This is a genomic window from Flavobacterium sp. KKT103 (assembly GCF_055640565.1).
Genome location: NZ_CM145766.1, coordinates 1,352,410 through 1,372,912 on the forward strand (window position 1 = coordinate 1,352,410; position 20,503 = coordinate 1,372,912).

The following is a 20,503-nucleotide window of genomic DNA, read 5'->3' on the forward strand; positions in this document are numbered from 1 at the left end:
AAAAAAAAGAAAAAATCCGTTGTGATCGTTTTTAAATCCGCGTTATCCGCGTTCTATAAAAAGCGAAAGCAACGTTCATAAACACAAATAACATGAAAATTACATTAAATAGAGTAAACGACAATTTCCATTTCGAATTAAAAAATGAACGTGGACATATAGTAAATGTTGATAGCCGTCCCGAATTTGGAGGCGATGATCAAGGACCAAGCCCAATGGAATTGGTATTAATGGGTGTTGCAGGTTGTAGCGCCATTGATATGATTTCGATTCTAAAAAAGCAACGTCAAGAAATCACTTCTTTCAAGGCTGAGGTCGAAGGCGAGCGTGTACAAGTTGGTGAAGCCAAACCATTCAAAGATATCCATGTTGTTTTTTATTTGGAAGGCAATATAAAAGAAGACAAGGCGGCAAAAGCAGCACAACTTTCGTTCGAAAAATATTGCTCGGTTTCTAAAACATTAGAGCCAACAGCGACAATTCACTATAAAGTGGTTTTGAACGGGAGCCCCCTAACCCCCGAAGGGGGAACTAGTAACTAATAGTTGAGTTATAAATTTTAAATTTAGTAACAAACAAATCAACCCCAACACAATTCCCCCTATGGGGGTTAGGGGGCTTATTTATGGAAAATAATAATTTTGGTTTTGAAACCCAAGCCATCCGCAATCAACTAGAAAGAACACAGTATTTAGAACATTCGGTTCCTTTATACTTAACGTCGAGTTTTGTTTTTGAGGATGCTGAAGACATGCGTGCTTCTTTTGCTGAAGAGAAAGAGCGCAATATTTACAGTCGTTATAGCAATCCTAATAACAATGAATTTATAAATAAAGTCTGCGCGATGGAAGGCGCACAAGCCGGTTTTGCCTTCTCATCAGGTATGGCTGCGGTTTATTCGACTATGGCTGCCTTATTGGTATCGGGAGATCATATTGTGTCTTCAAGTAGTGTTTTTGGAGCAACACATTCTTTATTCGTTAATTATTTCCCCAAGTGGAATATCGAAACGACTTATTTTGATATCAACCAACCAGAAACCATAGAAGGTTGTATCAAACCCAATACTAAAATTCTTTTTGCCGAGTCTCCTACAAATCCTGCAGTTGATATCATCGATTTGGAATTGCTTGGTACCATTGCCAAAAAGCATAATCTGATTTTAATAATCGATAATTGTTTTGCTACACCTTATTTGCAACAGCCGATAAAATGGGGAGCACATTTAGTAGTGCATTCGGCAACGAAGTTAATGGATGGACAAGGTAGAGTCTTAGGCGGAATTACAGTTGGTGATCCGGAATTAATTCAAAAAATATATTTATTTAGTCGTTTAACTGGTCCCTCATTGTCACCGTTTAACGCTTGGGTTTTGTCTAAGAGTTTGGAGACTTTGGCTATTCGATTAGACAGACATTGCGAAAATGCAATGAAAGTTGCAGAGTTTTTAGAACAGCATCCCAATGTAAATAAGGTGAAATATCCCTTTTTGAAGTCGCATCCTCAATATGAAATTGCAAAAAAGCAAATGAAAGCTGGAGGAAATATTGTTGCCTTTGAGATAAAAGGTGGCTTAGAAGCGGGTCGAAACTTTTTAGATAAGATAAAACTGTGTTCGCTTTCACCAAATTTAGGTGACACAAGAACAATCGTGACACATCCTGCCTCTACAACGCACACTAAATTATCAGTGGAAGAAAGGCTTGCTGTGAGTATTACAGATGGTTTAGTGCGTGTTTCAGTTGGATTAGAAACTGTCGAAGATGTGATTGCTGATTTGAAGCAGGCTTTAGGTTAATACCAAAATTATAATTGATTCATTTATAAAATAGCCCACGGTTTCAATCGTGGGTTTTGTGTTTAGGGTTAAAAAGTTTTTTACATTTTCAATCAAAAATCTGTATTTTTAAATTCTTATATATGATATCATGAAATCTCAGATTCTGTTTTTTGTACTTCTTATTCAGTTTTCTTCTTGTAAGCAATTTCCAGGGAATTATACGAGTTCAGCTCGTGATGCCTATTTTGATAGTGTTTCAAAAAGTTGGAAATTAGAGAAATTCAGGGAGAAAAAACCTTTCGAAATTGAAAGTGATTTTATTTCTATTATTCCAATAAAAAATCCATCCATTTTTATTCTAAAAACGCCAAATGAGTATTACGATTCTTTGGCAAAAGCAAAAAAAATTGATTTCCAAAATGAAAACGGGTTGACTAAATTATTTAACGAAGTTGAAAAAACTAAAGTAGGTCCAATTATTGAAAAGGACGCCATTAAATATGGAAATTTAAAAAACAATCAGGCTATTATATATGTTGATAGCAAATTTAATGGCTGTTTTGAAAGTGATTATTGGATAACCATTTCAAATGATAGGGGAATTCATTGGAAACATTATTTTACGGGTCTTACAGTAAATAAAAATTATCATCTCAAACAGAATTCTAAAATTCCTTTATGGAAAAATTTTAATGTGCTTCAAGTTGAAGCTGCAAAAGTAAAGAAAACATCAGATAGAATTCTTCCGAGTAAATCGGAAGAATTCGGACTAGTACGTAACGGTTTAGCGATCGAGTTTGATATCTCAAAAATCATTTTAGATTCTGACAATGATGGTTTGACTGATATTTTTGAAGAAAGAATGCTTTTAGATCCTAAAAATCCTGATACAGATGGAGACGGGATTATTGACTCAAAAGATAAAAATCCAAGATTTAAAAATAAGAAAACGGCGAGATCTATTTTGTATGAAGCCTTAATGGGTAAATACTCATTTAAAGATAACAGCAACTATCAAATTGATTTGTCTAGTTTACAGCCACTAAAGAATCACTATCCACAAACAGATAAATCAATAGCTATTTTTGTTACGGACGATGATACTATAAAAGGTCTTGAACTAGATAATGAAACTTTAATAGTAATGACTTCTAAAGAGTACAATACTTATAAATTAAAATATCCTTTTTCTTTTAAAGCTAAAAATTATTCTAAAATGTTTTTATGCGATAATGAACAAAATGTATATATAGTTGAAACTTTTGAATGCATGTCTACGCATACTTATTTGATTAAAAAAACTGATAAAGGATGGGAAGTCTCATTTTATGGCATGACAATTATTTAACTGTAAACTGTTTTAGAAAAGAGTAGTTTTATATTACCTAAGATATGGTATAAAACTATCGTAAAGTAAATCTAAATGTTGTAATAGTTGTGTAGTGAAAATAATTAAAAGGTATACTAGTCATTTACTATAAGTTGTAAGGTTGTACTAAGATTTGTGATTAACGATTTTTGATTGTAGCTTTGGAATCACTAATAAATTAATGATTAGTGTAAAATGTATGCTTTCAAAGAAAACCAAATACGGAATAAAAGCATTGACTTTTTTGGCGCGCCAAGAAGATCAAACTCCTGTGTCTATTGCTGATATTGCAAAAAGCGAAACTATTTCGGTTAAATTTCTGGAAAGTATTTTATTGCTTTTGCGTCATTCTGGTTTTTTGGGTGCAAAAAAAGGAAAAGGAGGCGGTTATTATCTAATCAAAGAGCCAAAGGATATTAACATGGCTAAAGTATACCGCATTCTCGAAGGTCCAATCGCTTTATTGCCCTGTGCATCACATAATTTTTATGAAAAATGTGATGACTGTCAAGATGAGGCAGCCTGTGCTGTCCGAAAATTAATGACTGAAGTCAGAGACAATACGCTTAAAATTTTAGAGAATAACAGTTTAGCAGATATTATTGTTTAGTCGACTGACCAGTACTAAGAAATCCCTTGTGATAACCGTTGTGGTATCAAAAGGGATTTTTTTATGGTTTTAGATTTTTTAGAATACTAAATTATAGCCTACAAAGAACAACATGATTGCGATGGCATTGCGCAGCAGTAAGTCGGGCACTTTTCCACTTAGCATACTACCGATAAAAATACCAGGAAGTGAACCCATAAGTAACTGAACGAGCAAAGTTACATCTAAATTTCCCATAGAAGCATGTCCAAGGCCTGCTACCAATGTTAAAGGTACTGCATGAGCAATTTCAGTACCAACTAATTTTGGTGTTGGTAGTAAGGGGAATAGAAAAAATAACGTAACGGTGCCTAAAGCTCCTGCACCAATTGAAGTAAGTGTTACAGTTACTCCAAGTAAAACACCGATTGATACAGTAAGTAAATTTTGTGTTTTACTTTCTGAATGAAATTTATCACCAGAGTGCTTTTGAGAAAAAACAAGTAACTTCTTTTTGAAAAGCACTGCAATTGAAGTAAAAAGGAGCGCCCAACCTAAACTATACTTAATGATGGAATTAATGGATGATATATCAGTTTTAATACTGTTTAAAACCCACAACGTGACAACAGCAGCAGGTACACTTCCTAAACTGAGCCAGCCGGTAATTGACCAATTGATGTTTTTTTTCTTGTGATGTACGAAAACGCCACCCATTTTGGTAAAAGCGGCATACAACAAATCCGTTCCAACTGCAGTAGTAGGAGGGATTCCAAACCAAAGTAATATGGGTGTCATTAAAGAACCTCCACCAACTCCGGTTAATCCAACAATAAAACCAACAACTAAACCAGCAACTATAAACCCTAATTGAAAATCCATAACTTAAATAATTTTTGCCAAAAGTATAAACTAATTTATAATAATCCTATCGATTTAGTAGGGTTATATGATTTTTATGAAAAAAAAATCAAATATAGCGTTTTTACTCAGTCGTTGCAGCGACAAAGTTATACTAAAACTAGTATGAATTTTATTTTTTAATTGCTTCTATTCTGATTTTTGTCAGCTGCTGATTATTAGGTTTTAAACCAAAGGGCGCCTTTTTCCAATTACTAAACTATTTAAAGTAATTTTCCGTTTAAATATTTTTGTAATAGCGATATTTGTTTTACTTTTGCGAAGTAATCTACTAAACCGATAGGGTAATAGTTTTAAATAGGTATAAAGAATATGAATCTCAGCCAAACGAATGACTTAATAGCTAGAACAAAAGACCTTTCAATCGAAGAAACTTTTGCTTTTTTGACCAATCAATTCCCTAATAAGGTGGTTTTTTCAACTTCATTTGGGCAAGAAGATCAGGTAATAACAGCTATGATAGCAGAGAGTAATGCTGCGATCACTATTTTTACTTTAGATACGGCCCGGTTATTCCAAGAAACCTATGATGTTTTTCATAAAACATTGAAGAAGTATAAAAAACAGATCGAAGTTTATTTTCCTGAAGCGACAGCTGTACAGAATTTGTTGAATTCAAAAGGACCAAATAGTTTTTATGAATCGGTTGATAATAGAAAAGAATGTTGTTTTATTCGAAAAGTAGCGCCCTTGACTAAAGCCTTAAAAGGAAATTCAGTTTGGATTACAGGATTAAGAGCAGAGCAATCTGAGAATAGAAACGACTTGCACCTTTTTGAATACGATTCTAATTTTGAAATCATCAAATTCAATCCATTATTAAAATGGACATTGAAAGAAGTAGAAGATTATTTAGAAAAAAACAACGTGCCTCAAAACGCTTTACATAAAAAAGGATTCGTAAGCATTGGTTGTGCACCTTGTACCAGAGCAATTGCCGAAGGTGAAGACATAAGAGCCGGAAGATGGTGGTGGGAATCCAGTCATAAAGAATGTGGTTTGCACGGGAAGTAGTAATTAGTGAAAAGTAAAGAGTAATTAGAAAAAATATAAATAGTTAAGGGATTTCTTTGGGTTGCACTAACTTAAAACCTTAAACTTTTAAACAAAAGACATGAGTTCAATATTAAAAACAAACGCATTAGAAAGCGAAGCAATATACATTTTCAGAGAGGTTATCTCTCAATTTGATAAGCCAGTACTGCTTTTTTCTGGAGGAAAAGATTCAATCACCTTAGTTCGCCTAGCGCAAAAAGCGTTTTTCCCTGCAAAAATTCCGTTTCCATTATTACACGTTGACACCGGTCATAATTTTCCGGAGACCATTGAATTTAGAGACCGATTAGTAAAAGAATTAGGTCTAGAATTGATTGTTCGTAATGTGCAAGACGCCATTGATGAAGGGAAAGTAGTTGAGGAAACGGGTAAATATTCGAGTAGAAACAGTTTGCAAACAACCACTTTATTAGATGCAATCGAAGAGTTTAAATTTGATGCTTGTATTGGTGGTGCGCGTCGTGATGAAGAAAAAGCGAGAGCAAAAGAACGTATTTTTTCTGTACGTGATGACTTTGGTCAATGGGATGAAAAAAACCAACGTCCAGAATTGTTTGATTTATTGAATGGTAAAATCGAAAACGGTCAAAACGTACGTGTTTTTCCAATTTCGAATTGGACAGAATTAGATGTTTGGAGTTACATAGAACAAGAACAAATCGAGATTCCATCAATATACTTCTCTCACAAGCGTAAAGTATTCTTGAGAGACGGAATGATTTGGTCACACTCTCCTTATGTGTACCAAGAAGAAAACGAAGAAATTGAAGAACGCATTGTTCGTTTTAGAACAGTGGGTGATATGAGTTGCACTGCAGCAGTTGATTCGTATGCAGCAACAATCTCTGAAGTGGTAGGCGAAATCAGAGCTTCTACAATCTCAGAAAGAGGTGCTCGAATTGACGATAAACGATCAGAGGCAGCGATGGAGAAAAGAAAACAACAAGGATACTTTTAGGAAAAAAGTATTAAGTCAGAAGAAGTAAGTATTAAGTCAGTTCGATTTAGGGTTTAAACTTTTAAACCTTAAACTTTAAACAAAATAATAATGGAAGTTTTAAAAATAGCAACAGCAGGAAGTGTAGATGACGGAAAAAGCACCTTAATTGGAAGATTATTGTACGATACACAATCTTTGACTACAGATAAATTAGAAGCAATTGAAAAAAGCAGCAAGCAAAAAGGATATGATTATCTTGATTTTTCGCTGGCTACTGATGGTTTAGTGGCTGAAAGAGAACAAGGAATCACGATTGATGTGGCGCATATTTATTTTTCTACTGCTAAGAAAAGTTACATTATTGCTGATACTCCAGGACATGTTGAGTACACACGGAACATGGTTACAGGAGCTTCGACTTCACAAGTTTCTATCATTTTAATTGATGCTCGTAAAGGAGTAATTGAGCAAACCTACCGTCACTTTTTTATCAATAATTTGTTGAGAGTAAAAGAGGTAATTGTTGCTATAAATAAAATGGATTTAGTTGATTATTCTGAAGAAGTTTTTAATAAAATCAAAGCCGACTTTGAAGCGTTAAACGCTAAAAGTACGTTCAAAGAACAAAACGTAAGCTATATTCCGTTGAGCGCTTTGACGGGCGATAATGTCGTGGAATCTTTAGGCGGAATGCCTTGGTACGAAGGACAAACAATTCTAGAACACCTAGAGGCTTTAGAGCCTGCTGATGTTTACGAAATAGGAAAAGCACGTTTCCCAGTTCAAACCGTTATCCGTCCGAAAACAGAGCAATACCATGATTTTAGAGGATATGCTGGTAAATTATACGGAAACAATATTAAAGTAGGAGATGTGGTAACAGTATTGCCATCTTTAACAGAATCGAAAATAACCAACATTCACTTTTTTGATAAGCAATTTGACGAAGCCTCAATAGGTTCGTCTGTTACTATCGAATTAGAAAATGATATCAATGTAACGAGAGGCGACATGATTGTAAAATCATCGGAATTACCTAAAGTAGAGAAAGATATCAATACTACCGTTTGTTGGATGGATAGTAAAAAACTAGTTCCTGGGGCAAAGTATTTTGTACAACACAACACCAACAGAGTTTTAGCTAAAATTGATAGCGTAAAAAACGTGATCGCAACTGATTTTTCAGGAACTACCGAAGCGTCTCAATTAGCAATTAACGAAATAGGAGAAGTAAACATCAAACTTAGCAAAGCAATTTATTTTGATGCTTACAACGATAATAAATCAAATGGTGCTTTTATCTTAATTGATGCAGCAACCAATACAACAGCAGGAGTAGGATTTATTCGATAGTATAGGCTATCGGCTTTGGGCCTTGTGCCTAGAGCTTATAAATTTGAAGAGATTAACATTGCGTTTTTATCAATAGTTAATAATAAAAAATCACCTAGTAGTCTAAAGCTCAAAGCTCATGGCTCAAAGCTCAAAAAATATGGAAAGTTTTAGAACCGAAATAGAAGATCCGATTGTTCAAAAAGAAATAATCGATTTAGAAAGAAAAATTGCGTTATTCAAGGATGGTAAAATTGATGATGAGCGTTTTCGTAGTCTGCGTTTAGCGCGTGGAGTTTATGGTCAGCGTCAAGAAGGCGTACAAATGATTCGTATTAAATTACCATTTGGAAAGGTGACGAGCGAACAGTTAGTGCGTATTACTAAAGTTTCTGATGAGTACTCAACAGGGCGTTTGCACATCACAACGCGTCAGGATATCCAAATTCACTATGTGAGTTTAGACAGAACTCCAGAGCTTTGGGCGAACCTTGCCAAAGACGATATTACACTTCGGGAAGCCTGCGGGAATACCGTGCGTAATATCACAGCGAGTGAATTAGCGGGTGTAGATGTAGACGAACCTTTTGATGTTTCGCCTTATGCGCATGCTATGTTTCAATTTTTCTTGAGGAATCCTATTTCGCAAGAAATGGGACGTAAATTTAAAATGTCATTTTCTTCTTCGGATAAAGATACTGCTTTGAGTTATTTACATGATTTAGGATTTATTCCAAAGATTGTAAACGGCGAACGTGGATTTAAAGTAATGTTAGGTGGAGGATTAGGTTCGCAACCACATCACGCTGAGCTGTTATCAGAATTTATTCCGGTAAACCAAATTATCCCAACTACCGAAGGAGTTTTGAGAGTTTTTGACCGTCATGGTGAAAGAGCCAAGCGTTTAAAAGCACGTATGAAATTCTTAATCAAAGACATTGGAAAAGAGGAATTCTTACGATTAGTTGACGAAGAGAAAAAAGCATTGTCGTACCAGTCATACGAAATTGACACTACCGCTTTTGATGGTGCTATTCCAGCAACTTTATTAGAAGTGCCTTCAGTAACTATTGATGATGTAGCAGCTTACGAGGCTTGGAAAAAATCGAATGTGATTGCTCAAAAACAAGTAGGTTATGTTGCGATTGGTATCAAAGTACTTTTAGGAGATTTTTATACAGACAAAGCAAGAGCTTTAGCCGAATTAATTAAAAATTACGGAGCCAATGAATTGCGTTTTTCATTAAAGCAAAACATTGTGCTGAGAAATATAAAAGAAGAGAATTTACCTTTCTTCTACCAAGAATTAGCCAAACTAGATTTTGTAACCTTAGGGTACGATACAATTAATGACATTACCGCTTGCCCAGGAACAGATACCTGTAACCTTGGAATTGCAAGTAGTACCGGAATTGCTGAGGAGCTAGAACGCGTATTGAAATTAGAGTTTCCGCAATACAAAGACAATCGTGAAATCACCATCAAAATCAGTGGATGTATGAATGCTTGTGGTCAACACAACATGTCATCAATTGGTTTTCAAGGAATGTCGATCAACTCTGGTAAACTAGTAGCGCCGGCTTTACAAGTATTGCTTGGTGGTGGGGTTTTAGGTGATGGAAAAGGACGTTTTTCCGATAAAGTAATCAAAATTCCAAGTCGTAGAGGACCAGATGCATTGCGTTACATTTTAAATGATTTCGAAGCCAATGCGAACGGGAAATCTTTCTTAGATTATTATGATGCGCAAGGCGAAAAGTATTTTTATGAATTCTTGAAACCTTTGGCAGATGTGACTAATCTGACAGACGAAGATTTCATCGACTGGGGAAATGCTGATAATTATGTTAAAGCCGTTGGTATTGGAGAATGCGCAGGAGTTGTAATTGACTTGGTAGCTACTTTAATATTAGAGGCCAAAGATAAATTGACGTTTGCACAAGAAGCATTCGAAGATAAAAACTGGGCTGACGCGATTTATTTGGCGTATGCCGGTTTCGTAAATGGAGCCAAGGCTTTATTGCTAGCGGAGAACGAAAAGACAAACCACCATGCGGGAATCATCAATTTGTTCGACACCGTTTTTGTCGACACTAACAAAATAACTTTAGAGTCAACTTTTAAAGACTTGGTGTATCAAATAAATCAAAACGAACCTTCTGAGGCTTTCGCCAAAAAATATATAGAAGAGGCAATTGCATTCTTTCAAAATATTGAAGCCTACAGAGCAAACGACCTAGCTAATGCATAAAATAGTAAAACCCATCGTAACTTTAGTTGGTGCAGGACCTGGAGACCCAGACTTGCTGACCATAAAAGGAGCAAAAGCACTCGCTGAAGCCAATGTGGTTTTATATGATGCTTTAGCAAATGAAGAACTTTTGAGCTACGCTCCTAAACGAGCACTTAAAATATTTGTTGGAAAAAGGAAAGGATTTCATGCCTATACCCAAGACCAAATCAATCAACTAATAGTAGACAACGCCCTAACCTACGGTCATGTAGTTCGTCTAAAAGGTGGTGATCCGTTTATTTTTGGAAGAGGTGGTGAGGAAATTGACTATGTAGAAAGCTTTGGAATTCCTACCTTTGTCGTGCCTGGAATTTCATCTTCAATCGCGGTACCTGCATCTAGTGGAATTTCTTTGACAAAAAGAGGGGTTTCAGAAAGCTTTTGGGTAATTACCGGAACTACTTCGGCGCGCAAGCTTTCAACTGATGTAGCGTTGGCAGCACAATCATCTGCTACGGTAGTAGTTTTGATGGGCATGAGTAAGTTAGATGAAATTGTTGCTATTTTTCAAAAGGAAGGAAAGGGAGAAACGCCTGTTGCAATCATTCAAAACGGAACCACACCTGAAGAGAAAACAGGAATGGGAACGATAAGCTCGATTCAGCAAGTAGTTTTTGAACAAAAATTAAGTTCTCCTGCTATTATTGTAATAGGAGAGGTAGTAAGAGATAGTAAGAAAATCGATCGATTTTATGAAGAAATAAAAGCGATTGGTAAGCAACAAGTAGTTTATGGAAAGGAATGAATTGTATCCTATTTTTCTAAAACTGAATAATCTGAATGTCTTGATTGTTGGAGGCGGGAATGTAGGTTTAGAAAAGCTATCGTTTTTATTAAAATCCAGTCCTAATGCTAATGTTGAGGTAGTTGCACCGCGTTTTTTGCCTGAGTTAGAGTTACTAGCAGCAAAGCACGATTCAGTAAAGTTAACGTCAAGGAAATTCAATCGCTGGATGCTTCGCAAACGCCACATGGTCATTGCATGTACCGATGATTTGAAAGTCAATAAACGGATTTACGATTTGTGCAGAAAAAAATATTTGATTTGTAACATTGCCGATACTCCACCTTTGTGTGACTATTATTTAGGCGGAATTGTTACCAAAGGGAATGTCAAAATTGCCATTTCAACCAATGGAAAATCACCTACTACGGCCAAGCGATTGCGCCAGTTTTTTGAAGAGGTAATTCCAGAGGATATTAATAAAATGGTCGAAAACCTAAACGAATATCGCAAAACCTTAAAAGGAGATTTTGAGGAGAAAGTGCAAAAAATGAATGAAATTACAGCTACTTTATCTAAAAGTAAGGAAGCGAATTAGAATAAAAAATTAAGAAAAAAACAACAAGGAATTGAATGATTTTTATCATTTGTTTAAGCTAAACTCATTCGTTACTTTGTAAATTGTCAACAAATAAAACGTTCCCAAAAGTCCTGAAATAATGGCGAGGGATTAATTCAAAATAAGATGATTGAAACAGATATCCTAATAATAGGAGCAGGCCCAACCGGTCTTTTTGCAGTTTTTGAAGCAGGATTATTAAAATTAAAATGCCATATATTAGATGCTTTGCCACAAGCAGGTGGGCAGTTATCTGAGTTATATCCTAAAAAACCTATTTATGATATTCCAGGTTTTCCTGAAGTATTAGCAGGAGATTTAGTAGATAATTTAATGGAACAAATCAAGCAGTTCGAGCCAGGTTTTACTCTTGGAGAACGCGCTGAGACTATCGATAAACAAGAAGACGGAAGTTTTATTGTGACTTCAAATGAAGGGACTAAATTCCATGCTAAGGTAATTGCAATTGCTGGAGGGTTAGGAAGTTTTGAGCCTAGAAAACCATTAATCGAGGGAATCAATTTCTACGAAAATAAAGGAATCAAATATTTTATCAAAGATCCAGAAGAGTTTAGAGATAAAAGAGTGGTTATTGCCGGTGGAGGAGATTCAGCATTAGACTGGAGTATTTTCTTGACAGATGTCGCTTCAGAGGTGACTTTGATTCACCGTCGTAATGAATTCCGTGGTGCATTAGATTCTGTTGAAAAAGTACAAGAATTAAAAGATGCTGGAAAAATTCGCATGATTACACCAGCTGAGGTAGTAGGATTGAACGGAGCAGAGCACATCGAGTCGATTGTTATCGACGAGAATGGAGCTAACCGTACCATTGACACCGATTATTTTATTCCGCTTTTTGGTCTTACACCTAAGTTAGGTCCTATTGGAAATTGGGGACTTGAAATTGAGAAAAACGCTATCAAAGTAAACAACGCTTTAGACTACCAAACGAACATTCCAGGAATTTTTGCCATTGGAGATGTCAATACTTACCCGGGTAAATTAAAGTTGATTCTTTGTGGTTTCCATGAGGCTACATTAATGTGCCAAGCGGCCTACCAAATCATCAATCCAGGAAAACGTTATGTGTTGAAATACACTACAGTTTCAGGAGTAGACGGATTTGATGGAACTCGTAAAGAAGCTCCAAAAGCTGTTGTTAAAGCAATAGTTTAACAAAATTACCTATACAAGTTAAAAAATTAAGCGCTAATACTTGCGAGTATTAGCGCTTTATCTTTTCTTTGCAGTGTTCCTATATTTATTGAAAGTTATCACGAAAGGCGGAGGGAAAGACCCGATGAAACCTTAGCAACCCTTTATCTTATAAAGAAGGTGCTACATTCTACTTAATGCTGAACACAGTATCTAAGATAGATAACACAAGAATACGTCTCACGTATTTCTCAACAATTTTCTTGACAACATATCGATATTTTTTTTAGAGCAGATCAACGGTGCATTTTAACCACGATCCCTCCTGCTGTACGCTATATCTATTGCGCCGAACACCGGCACAATAGGATGCCGCTTCCATCAGGGCTAAAGACAAACAATAGTGAACTTTAAGAACTATTAATCAAAAGTATTTATCTCAATTCATATTGTGATTTACAAGAAATAAAAAGTTATGTCAAGCATTCACGAAGCCATTAAAAAAAACATACTCATCCTCGATGGAGCCATGGGAACCATGTTGCAACGTTACAATTTCTCTGAAGAAGATTTTAGAGGAGAACGTTTTAAAGATTTTCCACATTCTCTAAAAGGGAACAACGATTTACTATCACTAACACAGCCACAAGCCATAAAAGCGGTGCACGCTGCGTATTTTGAAGCCGGAGCTGATATCGTTGAAACCAATACGTTCTCAGGAACCACCATCGGTATGGCCGATTATTTCTTGGAAGAATACGTGTACGAATTGAATTATGAGTCGGCTAAACTGGCCCGCGAAGTAGCCGATGAATTCACCGCCAAAAATCCCAACAAACCGCGTTTTGTAGCGGGTTCAATAGGGCCAACAAATAGAACAGCGAGTATGTCACCAGACGTAAACGATCCAGGATACAGAGCAGTAACTTTTGATGATTTGCGTATTGCGTACAAGCAGCAAGTCGAAGCGTTAATTGACGGCGGAAGCGATATTTTATTAGTCGAAACTATTTTTGACACACTAAATGCCAAAGCCGCACTTTTTGCCATTGAAGAAGTAAAAGACGATCGCAATATCGATATTCCAATCATGGTTTCTGGAACGATTACCGATGCCTCAGGAAGAACACTTTCTGGACAAACGGTAGAAGCTTTTTTAGTTTCGGTGTCGCATATTCCGTTGTTGAGTGTGGGTTTCAATTGCGCTCTTGGAGCGGATTTATTGAAACCCTACTTACAAACCTTGTCACAAAACACCGCATTCAATGTATCAGCGCATCCTAATGCAGGATTGCCAAACGCTTTTGGAGAATACGACGAAACCCCAGAAGAAATGCAAGCCCAAATAAAAACCTATCTCGACGATAATTTAGTAAACATCATAGGTGGATGTTGTGGTACAACACCAGAACATATTAGGTTAATTGCAGATATCGCTAAGGATTACAAACCAAGAGTTTCGGAGGCAGTGATGTAGTTTGTCATTCCGAGGAACGAAGGAATCACGTAGCGATAGTAACTGAAGTAATTCTTCCTTAAAGGAAGTCAGATAATAGAAATAATGTTGATGAGATATGCTGAGTGAGATTGCGTCGTTCCTCGCAATGACAAGAAAGCACACGTTTGTCATTCCGAGGAACGAAGGAATCATATTACGAGAGCAACTGAGGTGATTCTTAATTTGAATCAAAAAGAGGAGATTATATGAAAGGAAATGTTGGATCCGATTGCGTCGTTCCTCGCAATAGCAAGAAAACCGGATTTGTCATTCTGACGAAGGAAGAATCTCATCAAGTTGCTCCAATAGCGGAGATTCTTTTTCGTCAAAGGACAAGGCTGTAGAATTAATACCGTTGAGGTAGTAGTAAGATTGCTTCGTTCCTCGCAATGACAAACAGGAATAAGAATGACAATTGAAATGGCAATGACATCGAATTCAAAAATCTACGTGAAGGATTGCTTCGCCAGTTCGCTCCGCTCGTGTGCAGTGAAAAGCCCACAGTGAAGTGTAGCGATAGCGAAACGTAGCGAGGACTTGAAACGTAAAGCCTGACCCGAAGAGAAGCGGAGGGACACGCCCAAAAGAAAAAGGAATTTTATAGCACCAGATTTTAAGTCTGTTGAAAAAATAAAAAATAAAAATGGCAGAACAAGAAACTAGAAGAAACCTTGTGTTAGCGGGATTAGAGCCTTTGATCATTACGCCAGATAGCGTATTTGTGAATATTGGGGAGCGTACCAATGTAACAGGTTCTAGAAAATTTCTTCGATTAATCAAGGAAGAAAAATACGAAGAAGCACTAAGTATTGCTAAGGAGCAAGTGGAAGGTGGCGCGCAAATCATCGATATTAATATGGATGAAGGGATGCTGGATGGTGAATATGCCATGACCAAATTCTTGAATTTAATTGCTGCCGAACCCGATATTTCGCGTGTGCCTATTATGATCGATAGTTCGAAATGGCACATTATTGAGGCCGGACTAAAAGTCGTACAAGGAAAAAGTGTCGTAAACTCGATTTCGTTAAAAGAAGGCGAAGAGGCTTTTATTCATCATGCTAAATTGATTAAGCGTTACGGTGCTGCGGCGATTATCATGGCTTTTGACGAAACCGGTCAGGCTGATAATTACGATCGTAGAGTAGAAATATGTCAACGTTCGTATGATATTTTGGTTGATAAAGTGGGTTTTCCGCCTCAGGATATCATTTTTGATTTAAATATATTTCCGGTTGCTACAGGAATGGAAGAGCACCGATTGAACGCCTTGGATTTCTTTAGAGGAACCAAATGGGTTCGCGAAAATTTACCACACGCGCACATAAGCGGTGGGGTGAGTAATGTGTCGTTTTCGTTTAGAGGGAATGATACGGTTAGGGAAGCGATGCACTCGGTTTTCTTGTATCATGCAATTAAAAACGGAATGACAATGGGGATTGTAAACCCAGAGATGTTGACGATTTATGATGATATCCCGAAAGATTTATTAGAGCATGTTGAAGATGTAATTTTAAACAGACGCGATGATGCTACGGAACGCTTGCTAGATTTTGCCGAAAATGTAAAAGGCGATGTAAAGAGCAATGAAAAGGCAATTCAAGAATGGCGCTCAGGTACGGTGCAAGAAAGAATTACGCACTCGCTTGTAAAAGGAGTAGATGCTTTTATAGAATTAGACGTTGAAGAAGCGCGACAGGCTGCCACAAAACCTATCGAGGTAATCGAAATCAATTTGATGACGGGAATGAACGTGGTGGGAGATTTATTTGGTTCGGGGAAAATGTTTTTGCCGCAAGTGGTAAAATCGGCGCGTGTGATGAAAAAAGCGGTAGCGTATTTATTACCATACATCGAAGCGAGTAAACAAGCGGGAGAGAAACAAGGGAATGGGAAAATATTAATGGCAACTGTAAAAGGAGATGTCCATGATATTGGTAAAAATATTGTTTCGGTGGTGTTGGCGTGTAATAATTATGAGATTGTGGATTTGGGTGTGATGGTGCCTCCTGAAAAAATTATTGCTGCAGCGATCGAACACGAAGTAGATATTATTGGGTTAAGTGGTTTGATTACACCTTCGCTAGACGAAATGGTTTATCTAGCTAAAGAATTAGACAAACGCGGAATGAAAATTCCGGTAATGATTGGTGGGGCAACGACTTCGCGCGCGCATACCGCCGTTAAGATTGCACCTCAGTATAGAGAAACAGTTATCCATGTAAATGATGCTTCGAGAGCCGTAACCGTTGCTGGAAGTTTGTTGAACAAGGATAAAAAAATATATGCAAGCGATATAAGAGCGGAATATGATGCGTTTAGAGAAACGTTTTTAAACCGTTCTCGTGACAAAAACTTCTTGACTATTGAACAAGCACGTAAAAATAAACTGCAATTAGATTGGGATAATTTCACGCCTGTGAAACCAAATATAATTGGTGAACAAGTTATTGAAGTAGAGCTCGATGTATTGGTCCCTTTTATTGACTGGACGCCCTTTTTTAGAACATGGGAATTGTTTGGTAAATATCCAGCGATTTTAACGGATGAAGTAGTTGGGGAGCAAGCGACTTCGGTTTTTGAGGATGCACAGGAAATGTTAGCGGTTATTTTGAAAGAAAAGAAATTGACGGCCAAAGGAATTTACGGAATTTTCCCTGCTAATCAAATCAATGATGATGATATTGAGCTGACAGATGAAAACGGAAAGCCATTACAAACGTTCTTAACGCTTCGCCAACAATCACAAAAAACAAAAGGAGCTCCAAATATCGCTTTGGCAGATTTTATCGCGCCAAAAGATTCGGGTAAAACAGATTACATGGGTGCTTTTTGTGTGACTACTGGTTTTGGAGTTGATGAATGGGCGGCTGAATTCGAAAAAGATTTAGACGATTACAATTCGATTATGGTTAAAGCATTGGCCGATCGTTTTGCCGAAGCCTTTGCGGAATATTTACACGAGAAAATTCGTAAAGAAATTTGGGGATACGCACCGGATGAAAACATAAGTACGGAGGCGATGATTGCTGAAGAGTACAAAGGAATTCGTCCTGCACCAGGATATCCTGCTTGTCCCGACCATTTAGAAAAGCCGACGATCTGGAAATTACTAAATGTCGAAAAAGAAATAGGAGTAACCTTAACCGAGAGTATGGCAATGTGGCCAGCATCATCAGTTTCGGGATATTATTTTGGGAATCCTGAAAGCAAGTATTTCGGACTTGGGAAAATAAAAGAAGATCAAGTAATCGATTACGCCAAGCGAAGAAGTATCTCTACAGATATGGCTACTAAATGGTTAAACCCGAATATAGCAGATTAATACCAGTCGCAAAGTCATAAGTCATAAAGTCCAAAGGGCATGACTTTCGACCTTCGGCTTTCAAACTTTAAGACTTTACTATGAAAGTAACAGAACATATAGCAGCAGCAAACGGGAATACCTTATTCTCCTTTGAAATTATACCACCTCAAAAGGGGAAGAGTATTCAAGAATTATATGACAATATTGATCCTTTGATGGAGTTCAAGCCGCCGTTTATTGACGTGACTACCTCTCGCGAGGAGTTTATTTATGTCGATAAAGGAAATGGTTTGTTGGATAAAAAACTAACCAGAATGCGTCCTGGGACTTTAGGGATTTGTGCTTCGATTACGCATAAGTACAATGTCGATACGGTTCCTCATGTATTGTGTGGTGGTTTTACAAAGGAGGAAACTGAGTATTTATTGGTAGATTGTCATTACCTAGGAATCAATAATATAATGGCTTTGCGAGGCGACGCCATGAAGGACGAACAATCCTTTGTAGCTAAAGATGGTGGTCATAAATATGCCATAGATCTTGTGCAACAAGTTAAATTATTAAATGAGGGCAAGTATTTGCATGATGTCATTCATGTGGATAATAAAGCTGATTTTTGCATAGGTGTGGCGGGTTATCCGGAGAAACATTTAGAATCTCCATCGCTTTTATCAGATTTAAAAAGACTAAAAGAGAAAGTCGATGCAGGCGCTGATTACGTAGTTACTCAAATGTTTTTTGACAACGCTAAATATTTCGAATTTGTAGCTAAAGCGCGCGAAATGGGAATTACAGTACCCATTATTCCGGGAATCAAGCCGCTTGCCGTACAAAGACATTTACAAATCTTACCTCAAATTTTCCGTATTGATTTACCTGAGGATTTGATTGACGCGGTGGATGCATGTAAATCCAATGCCGATGTGAAACAAGTTGGAATCGAATGGGCAATTCAGCAATCCAAAGAGTTGAAAGCGGCCGGCGTGCCGGTATTGCATTATTATTCTATGGGGAAATCAGAGAATATCAGGCAAATTGCGAGTGCTCTTTTTTAGGAGCTTGATCCAGCTGTCCGCTTTATCTTTTTATTTTTAAAGAAAAAATAAAAAGGATGCCGCTGCCATCTGGGCTAAAAATCAAATGTTTGTACAAGATTAGTTTTGTACAGAAATAATAGGAGAAGAGCGCATGGGAACGTAATTGAATTTGCAACACTTTTGATGATTCCTTTTTAAACCTTATATTTGAAGATAGTAACGTAATAATGTCAAAATGAAATATTCTCTTAGCTTACTGTTAGGTATTACTTTTTTAATAGCTTCTTGCAAGAAAGAAGAAACTGGATCCGTAAGTGATTCAAGGCAAGTAGTTCCTTTTACACAACAAACAGCTTCAGGTCTTAATAGTCAAGCTACACCTGCAGCAACGGCTCAAAGCCATAATTTATTTCGAGAAAACAATGAAACGACAGCTTCAGCTGGAGCGATTAACGTAAATCCTGCTCACGGTCAGCCCAATCATAGGTGTGATATTCCCGTAGGAGCACCGCTGAACTCGGCTGGATCGGCTACCGCAACCACTGCAACTGCCGCGCCAATACAGCAAACTGTGGTGTCTTCAGCACCCAAGCAGGTCACAGCCAAAGGGATGAATCCGCCACACGGAGAAAAAAATCATAGATGTGATATTCCAGTAGGTGCGCCACTGAATACAAAAGTAGCCACTGAAAATCCGGATGCTCCGCAAGATCAAAACGGCTCTACTCCATTACCTGCTTTATTATCTACCTATAAAGAATAAAAAAGTCAAAAAAAATAGTTTTGCAGTAAAGCAAAACGACATTAAAAAAATGCCCTCTTCAATAGGTTTTGAAGAGGGCATTTTTTTGGTTTCAATTTTCGGATCTAAAAAATATTAGTTTGTGATTTCTCTAAAAATAGCTTCTAGATTTTTATTTTTTTGATTTAACTGTAATGTTTTTAATCCATTATCATGAGCAAAATCAAAAACGGTAGGACGCATGTCTTTATCAGCTAAAAAAACTAGTTCCCATGAGAAGTCATGTGTATTTTTGTAAGACTTTAAATGAGGCATTCTGGCAATCGCTTCCTCTTCGATTTTATAATCAAATTCAACTTCGATTACTTGCTCCTTATCAGCCGTTATCAAATGATCTAATTTTTTATCGGCAACAATTTGTCCTTTATTGATGATAATCACACGATCACAAATCGCCTCAACCTCTTGCATGATGTGTGTCGATAAGAAAACAGTTTTGTCCTTACCCGCATTTTTAATCACGGAACGAATTTCTAGTAATTGATTAGGATCTAAACCAGTGGTAGGTTCATCAAGAATCAGTACGTCGGGATTGTGAAGTAAGGCATTGGCAAGTCCTACTCTTTGTCGGTATCCTTTCGATAATTGCCCGATTTTTTTATTACTCTCTGCTGTTAAACCAGTTAGTGTGATTACTTCTTCAATTCTTTCTTTGGCAACCTTATAAACATCGGCATTAAAAGCCAAATATTCCCTAACATATAAGTCTAAATACAACGGATTATGCTCTGGTAGATACCCAATTGATTGCTGTACTGCTTTTGGATTACCGTTTACATCATGGTCATTAACCAATGCAGTTCCTTCATCTGCGGCTAAATAAGTGGTTAGTATTTTCATCAAAGTAGATTTACCTGCTCCATTGGGACCAAGAAAACCAACGATTTCTCCTTTTTTTATCGAAAAGGAAACATTGTCCAATGCTTTTTGAGCACCGTAACTTTTAGAGATATTTTGAACTTCGATTGACATGATGCGCGATTTGTAGCAAAAGTAAAAAGAAAAAGGATTGATTTGTAGTTTTTATGAAACAAACTAGCATTCTGGTCCGGGTTCCATCTACTTTATAATTGACAAC

General features: G+C 36.9%; 17 protein-coding genes and 1 riboswitch. Of the genes, 15 read left to right on the forward strand and 2 right to left on the reverse strand.

All coding sequences use genetic code 11. The features are described 5' to 3' along the window. Positions 1 to 92: 92 nt before the first annotated feature. The 4 genes from ACZ2G0_RS05705 to ACZ2G0_RS05720 all read left to right on the forward strand — a co-directional run bounded on the left by ACZ2G0_RS05705 (position 93) and on the right by ACZ2G0_RS05720 (position 3,759). Complete coding sequence (locus ACZ2G0_RS05705) at positions 93 to 542, forward strand: OsmC family protein (protein WP_470309399.1); 450 nt, start codon at positions 93 to 95, stop codon at positions 540 to 542. 83 nt (positions 543 to 625) lie between these two features. Continuing rightward, the gene (locus tag ACZ2G0_RS05710) at positions 626 to 1,798 is read left to right on the forward strand and encodes a trans-sulfuration enzyme family protein (RefSeq protein ID WP_470309400.1); all 1,173 of its coding nucleotides are present in this window, start codon (positions 626 to 628) and stop codon (positions 1,796 to 1,798) included. A gap of 130 nt (positions 1,799 to 1,928) precedes the next feature. After that, positions 1,929 to 3,128 carry a hypothetical protein gene (locus tag ACZ2G0_RS05715; protein ID WP_470309401.1) on the forward strand — a complete coding sequence of 400 codons (1,200 nt, stop codon included), beginning with the start codon at positions 1,929 to 1,931 and terminating at the stop codon, positions 3,126 to 3,128. A 220-nt stretch (positions 3,129 to 3,348) separates the two neighbouring features. Next, a complete protein-coding gene (locus ACZ2G0_RS05720; RefSeq protein WP_470309402.1) occupies positions 3,349 to 3,759 on the forward strand; it encodes an RrF2 family transcriptional regulator in 411 nt (136 codons plus the stop codon). 78 nt (positions 3,760 to 3,837) lie between these two features. Here the strand turns inward: ACZ2G0_RS05720 and ACZ2G0_RS05725 are convergent, their stop codons facing one another. Further along, positions 3,838 to 4,620, reverse strand: a complete 783-nt coding sequence (locus tag ACZ2G0_RS05725; protein WP_470309403.1) for a sulfite exporter TauE/SafE family protein — start codon at positions 4,618 to 4,620, stop codon at positions 3,838 to 3,840. Between the two features lie 351 nt (positions 4,621 to 4,971). On the opposite strand from ACZ2G0_RS05725, the gene ACZ2G0_RS05730 reads away from it, so the two are divergent. From ACZ2G0_RS05730 to ACZ2G0_RS05780, 11 genes are all read left to right on the forward strand, one after another. Beyond that, on the forward strand, positions 4,972 to 5,673 hold the full coding sequence (locus tag ACZ2G0_RS05730; protein WP_470309404.1) for a phosphoadenylyl-sulfate reductase: 702 nt from the start codon (positions 4,972 to 4,974) through the stop codon (positions 5,671 to 5,673). 100 nt (positions 5,674 to 5,773) lie between these two features. After that, positions 5,774 to 6,673 (forward strand): sulfate adenylyltransferase subunit CysD, encoded by a 900-nt coding sequence (gene cysD, locus ACZ2G0_RS05735; RefSeq protein ID WP_173839282.1) that lies wholly within the window; start codon positions 5,774 to 5,776, stop codon positions 6,671 to 6,673. 90 nt (positions 6,674 to 6,763) lie between these two features. Further along, on the forward strand, positions 6,764 to 8,008 hold the full coding sequence (locus ACZ2G0_RS05740) for a sulfate adenylyltransferase subunit 1 (RefSeq protein WP_470309405.1): 1,245 nt from the start codon (positions 6,764 to 6,766) through the stop codon (positions 8,006 to 8,008). A 139-nt stretch (positions 8,009 to 8,147) separates the two neighbouring features. Beyond that, the gene (locus ACZ2G0_RS05745; RefSeq protein WP_470309406.1) at positions 8,148 to 10,238 is read left to right on the forward strand and encodes a nitrite reductase; all 2,091 of its coding nucleotides are present in this window, start codon (positions 8,148 to 8,150) and stop codon (positions 10,236 to 10,238) included. Continuing rightward, a complete protein-coding gene (gene cobA, locus ACZ2G0_RS05750) occupies positions 10,231 to 11,025 on the forward strand; it encodes a uroporphyrinogen-III C-methyltransferase (protein ID WP_470309407.1) in 795 nt (264 codons plus the stop codon). Before ACZ2G0_RS05745 ends, cobA begins: the two co-directional genes overlap by 8 nt. Next, complete coding sequence (locus tag ACZ2G0_RS05755) at positions 11,012 to 11,602, forward strand: precorrin-2 dehydrogenase/sirohydrochlorin ferrochelatase family protein (protein WP_470309409.1); 591 nt, start codon at positions 11,012 to 11,014, stop codon at positions 11,600 to 11,602. The genes cobA and ACZ2G0_RS05755 overlap by 14 nt, the downstream gene beginning before the upstream one ends. A gap of 147 nt (positions 11,603 to 11,749) precedes the next feature. Further along, complete coding sequence (locus ACZ2G0_RS05760; protein ID WP_470309410.1) at positions 11,750 to 12,802, forward strand: NAD(P)/FAD-dependent oxidoreductase; 1,053 nt, start codon at positions 11,750 to 11,752, stop codon at positions 12,800 to 12,802. 92 nt (positions 12,803 to 12,894) lie between these two features. Next, positions 12,895 to 13,010: riboswitch (SAM riboswitch) on the forward strand. Between the two features lie 246 nt (positions 13,011 to 13,256). Then, the gene (locus tag ACZ2G0_RS05765) at positions 13,257 to 14,258 is read left to right on the forward strand and encodes a homocysteine S-methyltransferase family protein (RefSeq protein ID WP_470309411.1); all 1,002 of its coding nucleotides are present in this window, start codon (positions 13,257 to 13,259) and stop codon (positions 14,256 to 14,258) included. A 664-nt stretch (positions 14,259 to 14,922) separates the two neighbouring features. After that, on the forward strand, positions 14,923 to 17,604 hold the full coding sequence (gene metH, locus ACZ2G0_RS05770) for a methionine synthase (RefSeq protein WP_470309412.1): 2,682 nt from the start codon (positions 14,923 to 14,925) through the stop codon (positions 17,602 to 17,604). Positions 17,605 to 17,684: 80 nt separating this feature from the next. After that, entirely contained in the window at positions 17,685 to 18,641 is a 957-nt protein-coding gene (gene metF / locus ACZ2G0_RS05775) for a methylenetetrahydrofolate reductase [NAD(P)H] (RefSeq protein WP_300287784.1), read from the forward strand. 217 nt (positions 18,642 to 18,858) lie between these two features. Continuing rightward, positions 18,859 to 19,386: a hypothetical protein gene (locus ACZ2G0_RS05780; protein WP_470309413.1), complete on the forward strand. Its 528-nt coding sequence runs from the start codon at positions 18,859 to 18,861 to the stop codon at positions 19,384 to 19,386. Between the two features lie 114 nt (positions 19,387 to 19,500). Here ACZ2G0_RS05780 and gldA read toward each other — a convergent pair whose 3' ends face one another. After that, the gene (gene gldA / locus ACZ2G0_RS05785; protein ID WP_470309414.1) at positions 19,501 to 20,397 is read right to left on the reverse strand and encodes a gliding motility-associated ABC transporter ATP-binding subunit GldA; all 897 of its coding nucleotides are present in this window, start codon (positions 20,395 to 20,397) and stop codon (positions 19,501 to 19,503) included. Between the last annotated feature and the right edge of the window lie 106 nt (positions 20,398 to 20,503).

Excerpts from the sequence above, each read along its gene's own strand:
- cysD (WP_173839282.1), top strand. The coding sequence starts at position 5,774 with ATGAGTTCAATATTAAAAACAAACGCATTAGAAAGCGAAGCAATATAC.
- ACZ2G0_RS05715 (WP_470309401.1), top strand. The coding sequence starts at position 1,929 with ATGAAATCTCAGATTCTGTTTTTTGTACTTCTTATTCAGTTTTCTTCT.
- ACZ2G0_RS05780 (WP_470309413.1), top strand. The coding sequence starts at position 18,859 with ATGAAATATTCTCTTAGCTTACTGTTAGGTATTACTTTTTTAATAGCT.
- ACZ2G0_RS05705 (WP_470309399.1), top strand. The coding sequence starts at position 93 with ATGAAAATTACATTAAATAGAGTAAACGACAATTTCCATTTCGAATTA.
- ACZ2G0_RS05725 (WP_470309403.1), bottom strand. The coding sequence starts at position 4,620 with ATGGATTTTCAATTAGGGTTTATAGTTGCTGGTTTAGTTGTTGGTTTT.
- ACZ2G0_RS05730 (WP_470309404.1), top strand. The coding sequence starts at position 4,972 with ATGAATCTCAGCCAAACGAATGACTTAATAGCTAGAACAAAAGACCTT.
- gldA (WP_470309414.1), bottom strand. The coding sequence starts at position 20,397 with ATGTCAATCGAAGTTCAAAATATCTCTAAAAGTTACGGTGCTCAAAAA.
- ACZ2G0_RS05745 (WP_470309406.1), top strand. The coding sequence starts at position 8,148 with ATGGAAAGTTTTAGAACCGAAATAGAAGATCCGATTGTTCAAAAAGAA.
- cobA (WP_470309407.1), top strand. The coding sequence starts at position 10,231 with ATGCATAAAATAGTAAAACCCATCGTAACTTTAGTTGGTGCAGGACCT.
- ACZ2G0_RS05740 (WP_470309405.1), top strand. The coding sequence starts at position 6,764 with ATGGAAGTTTTAAAAATAGCAACAGCAGGAAGTGTAGATGACGGAAAA.
- ACZ2G0_RS05755 (WP_470309409.1), top strand. The coding sequence starts at position 11,012 with ATGGAAAGGAATGAATTGTATCCTATTTTTCTAAAACTGAATAATCTG.
- ACZ2G0_RS05720 (WP_470309402.1), top strand. The coding sequence starts at position 3,349 with ATGCTTTCAAAGAAAACCAAATACGGAATAAAAGCATTGACTTTTTTG.
- ACZ2G0_RS05765 (WP_470309411.1), top strand. The coding sequence starts at position 13,257 with ATGTCAAGCATTCACGAAGCCATTAAAAAAAACATACTCATCCTCGAT.
- ACZ2G0_RS05760 (WP_470309410.1), top strand. The coding sequence starts at position 11,750 with ATGATTGAAACAGATATCCTAATAATAGGAGCAGGCCCAACCGGTCTT.
- metH (WP_470309412.1), top strand. The coding sequence starts at position 14,923 with ATGGCAGAACAAGAAACTAGAAGAAACCTTGTGTTAGCGGGATTAGAG.
- ACZ2G0_RS05710 (WP_470309400.1), top strand. The coding sequence starts at position 626 with ATGGAAAATAATAATTTTGGTTTTGAAACCCAAGCCATCCGCAATCAA.
- metF (WP_300287784.1), top strand. The coding sequence starts at position 17,685 with ATGAAAGTAACAGAACATATAGCAGCAGCAAACGGGAATACCTTATTC.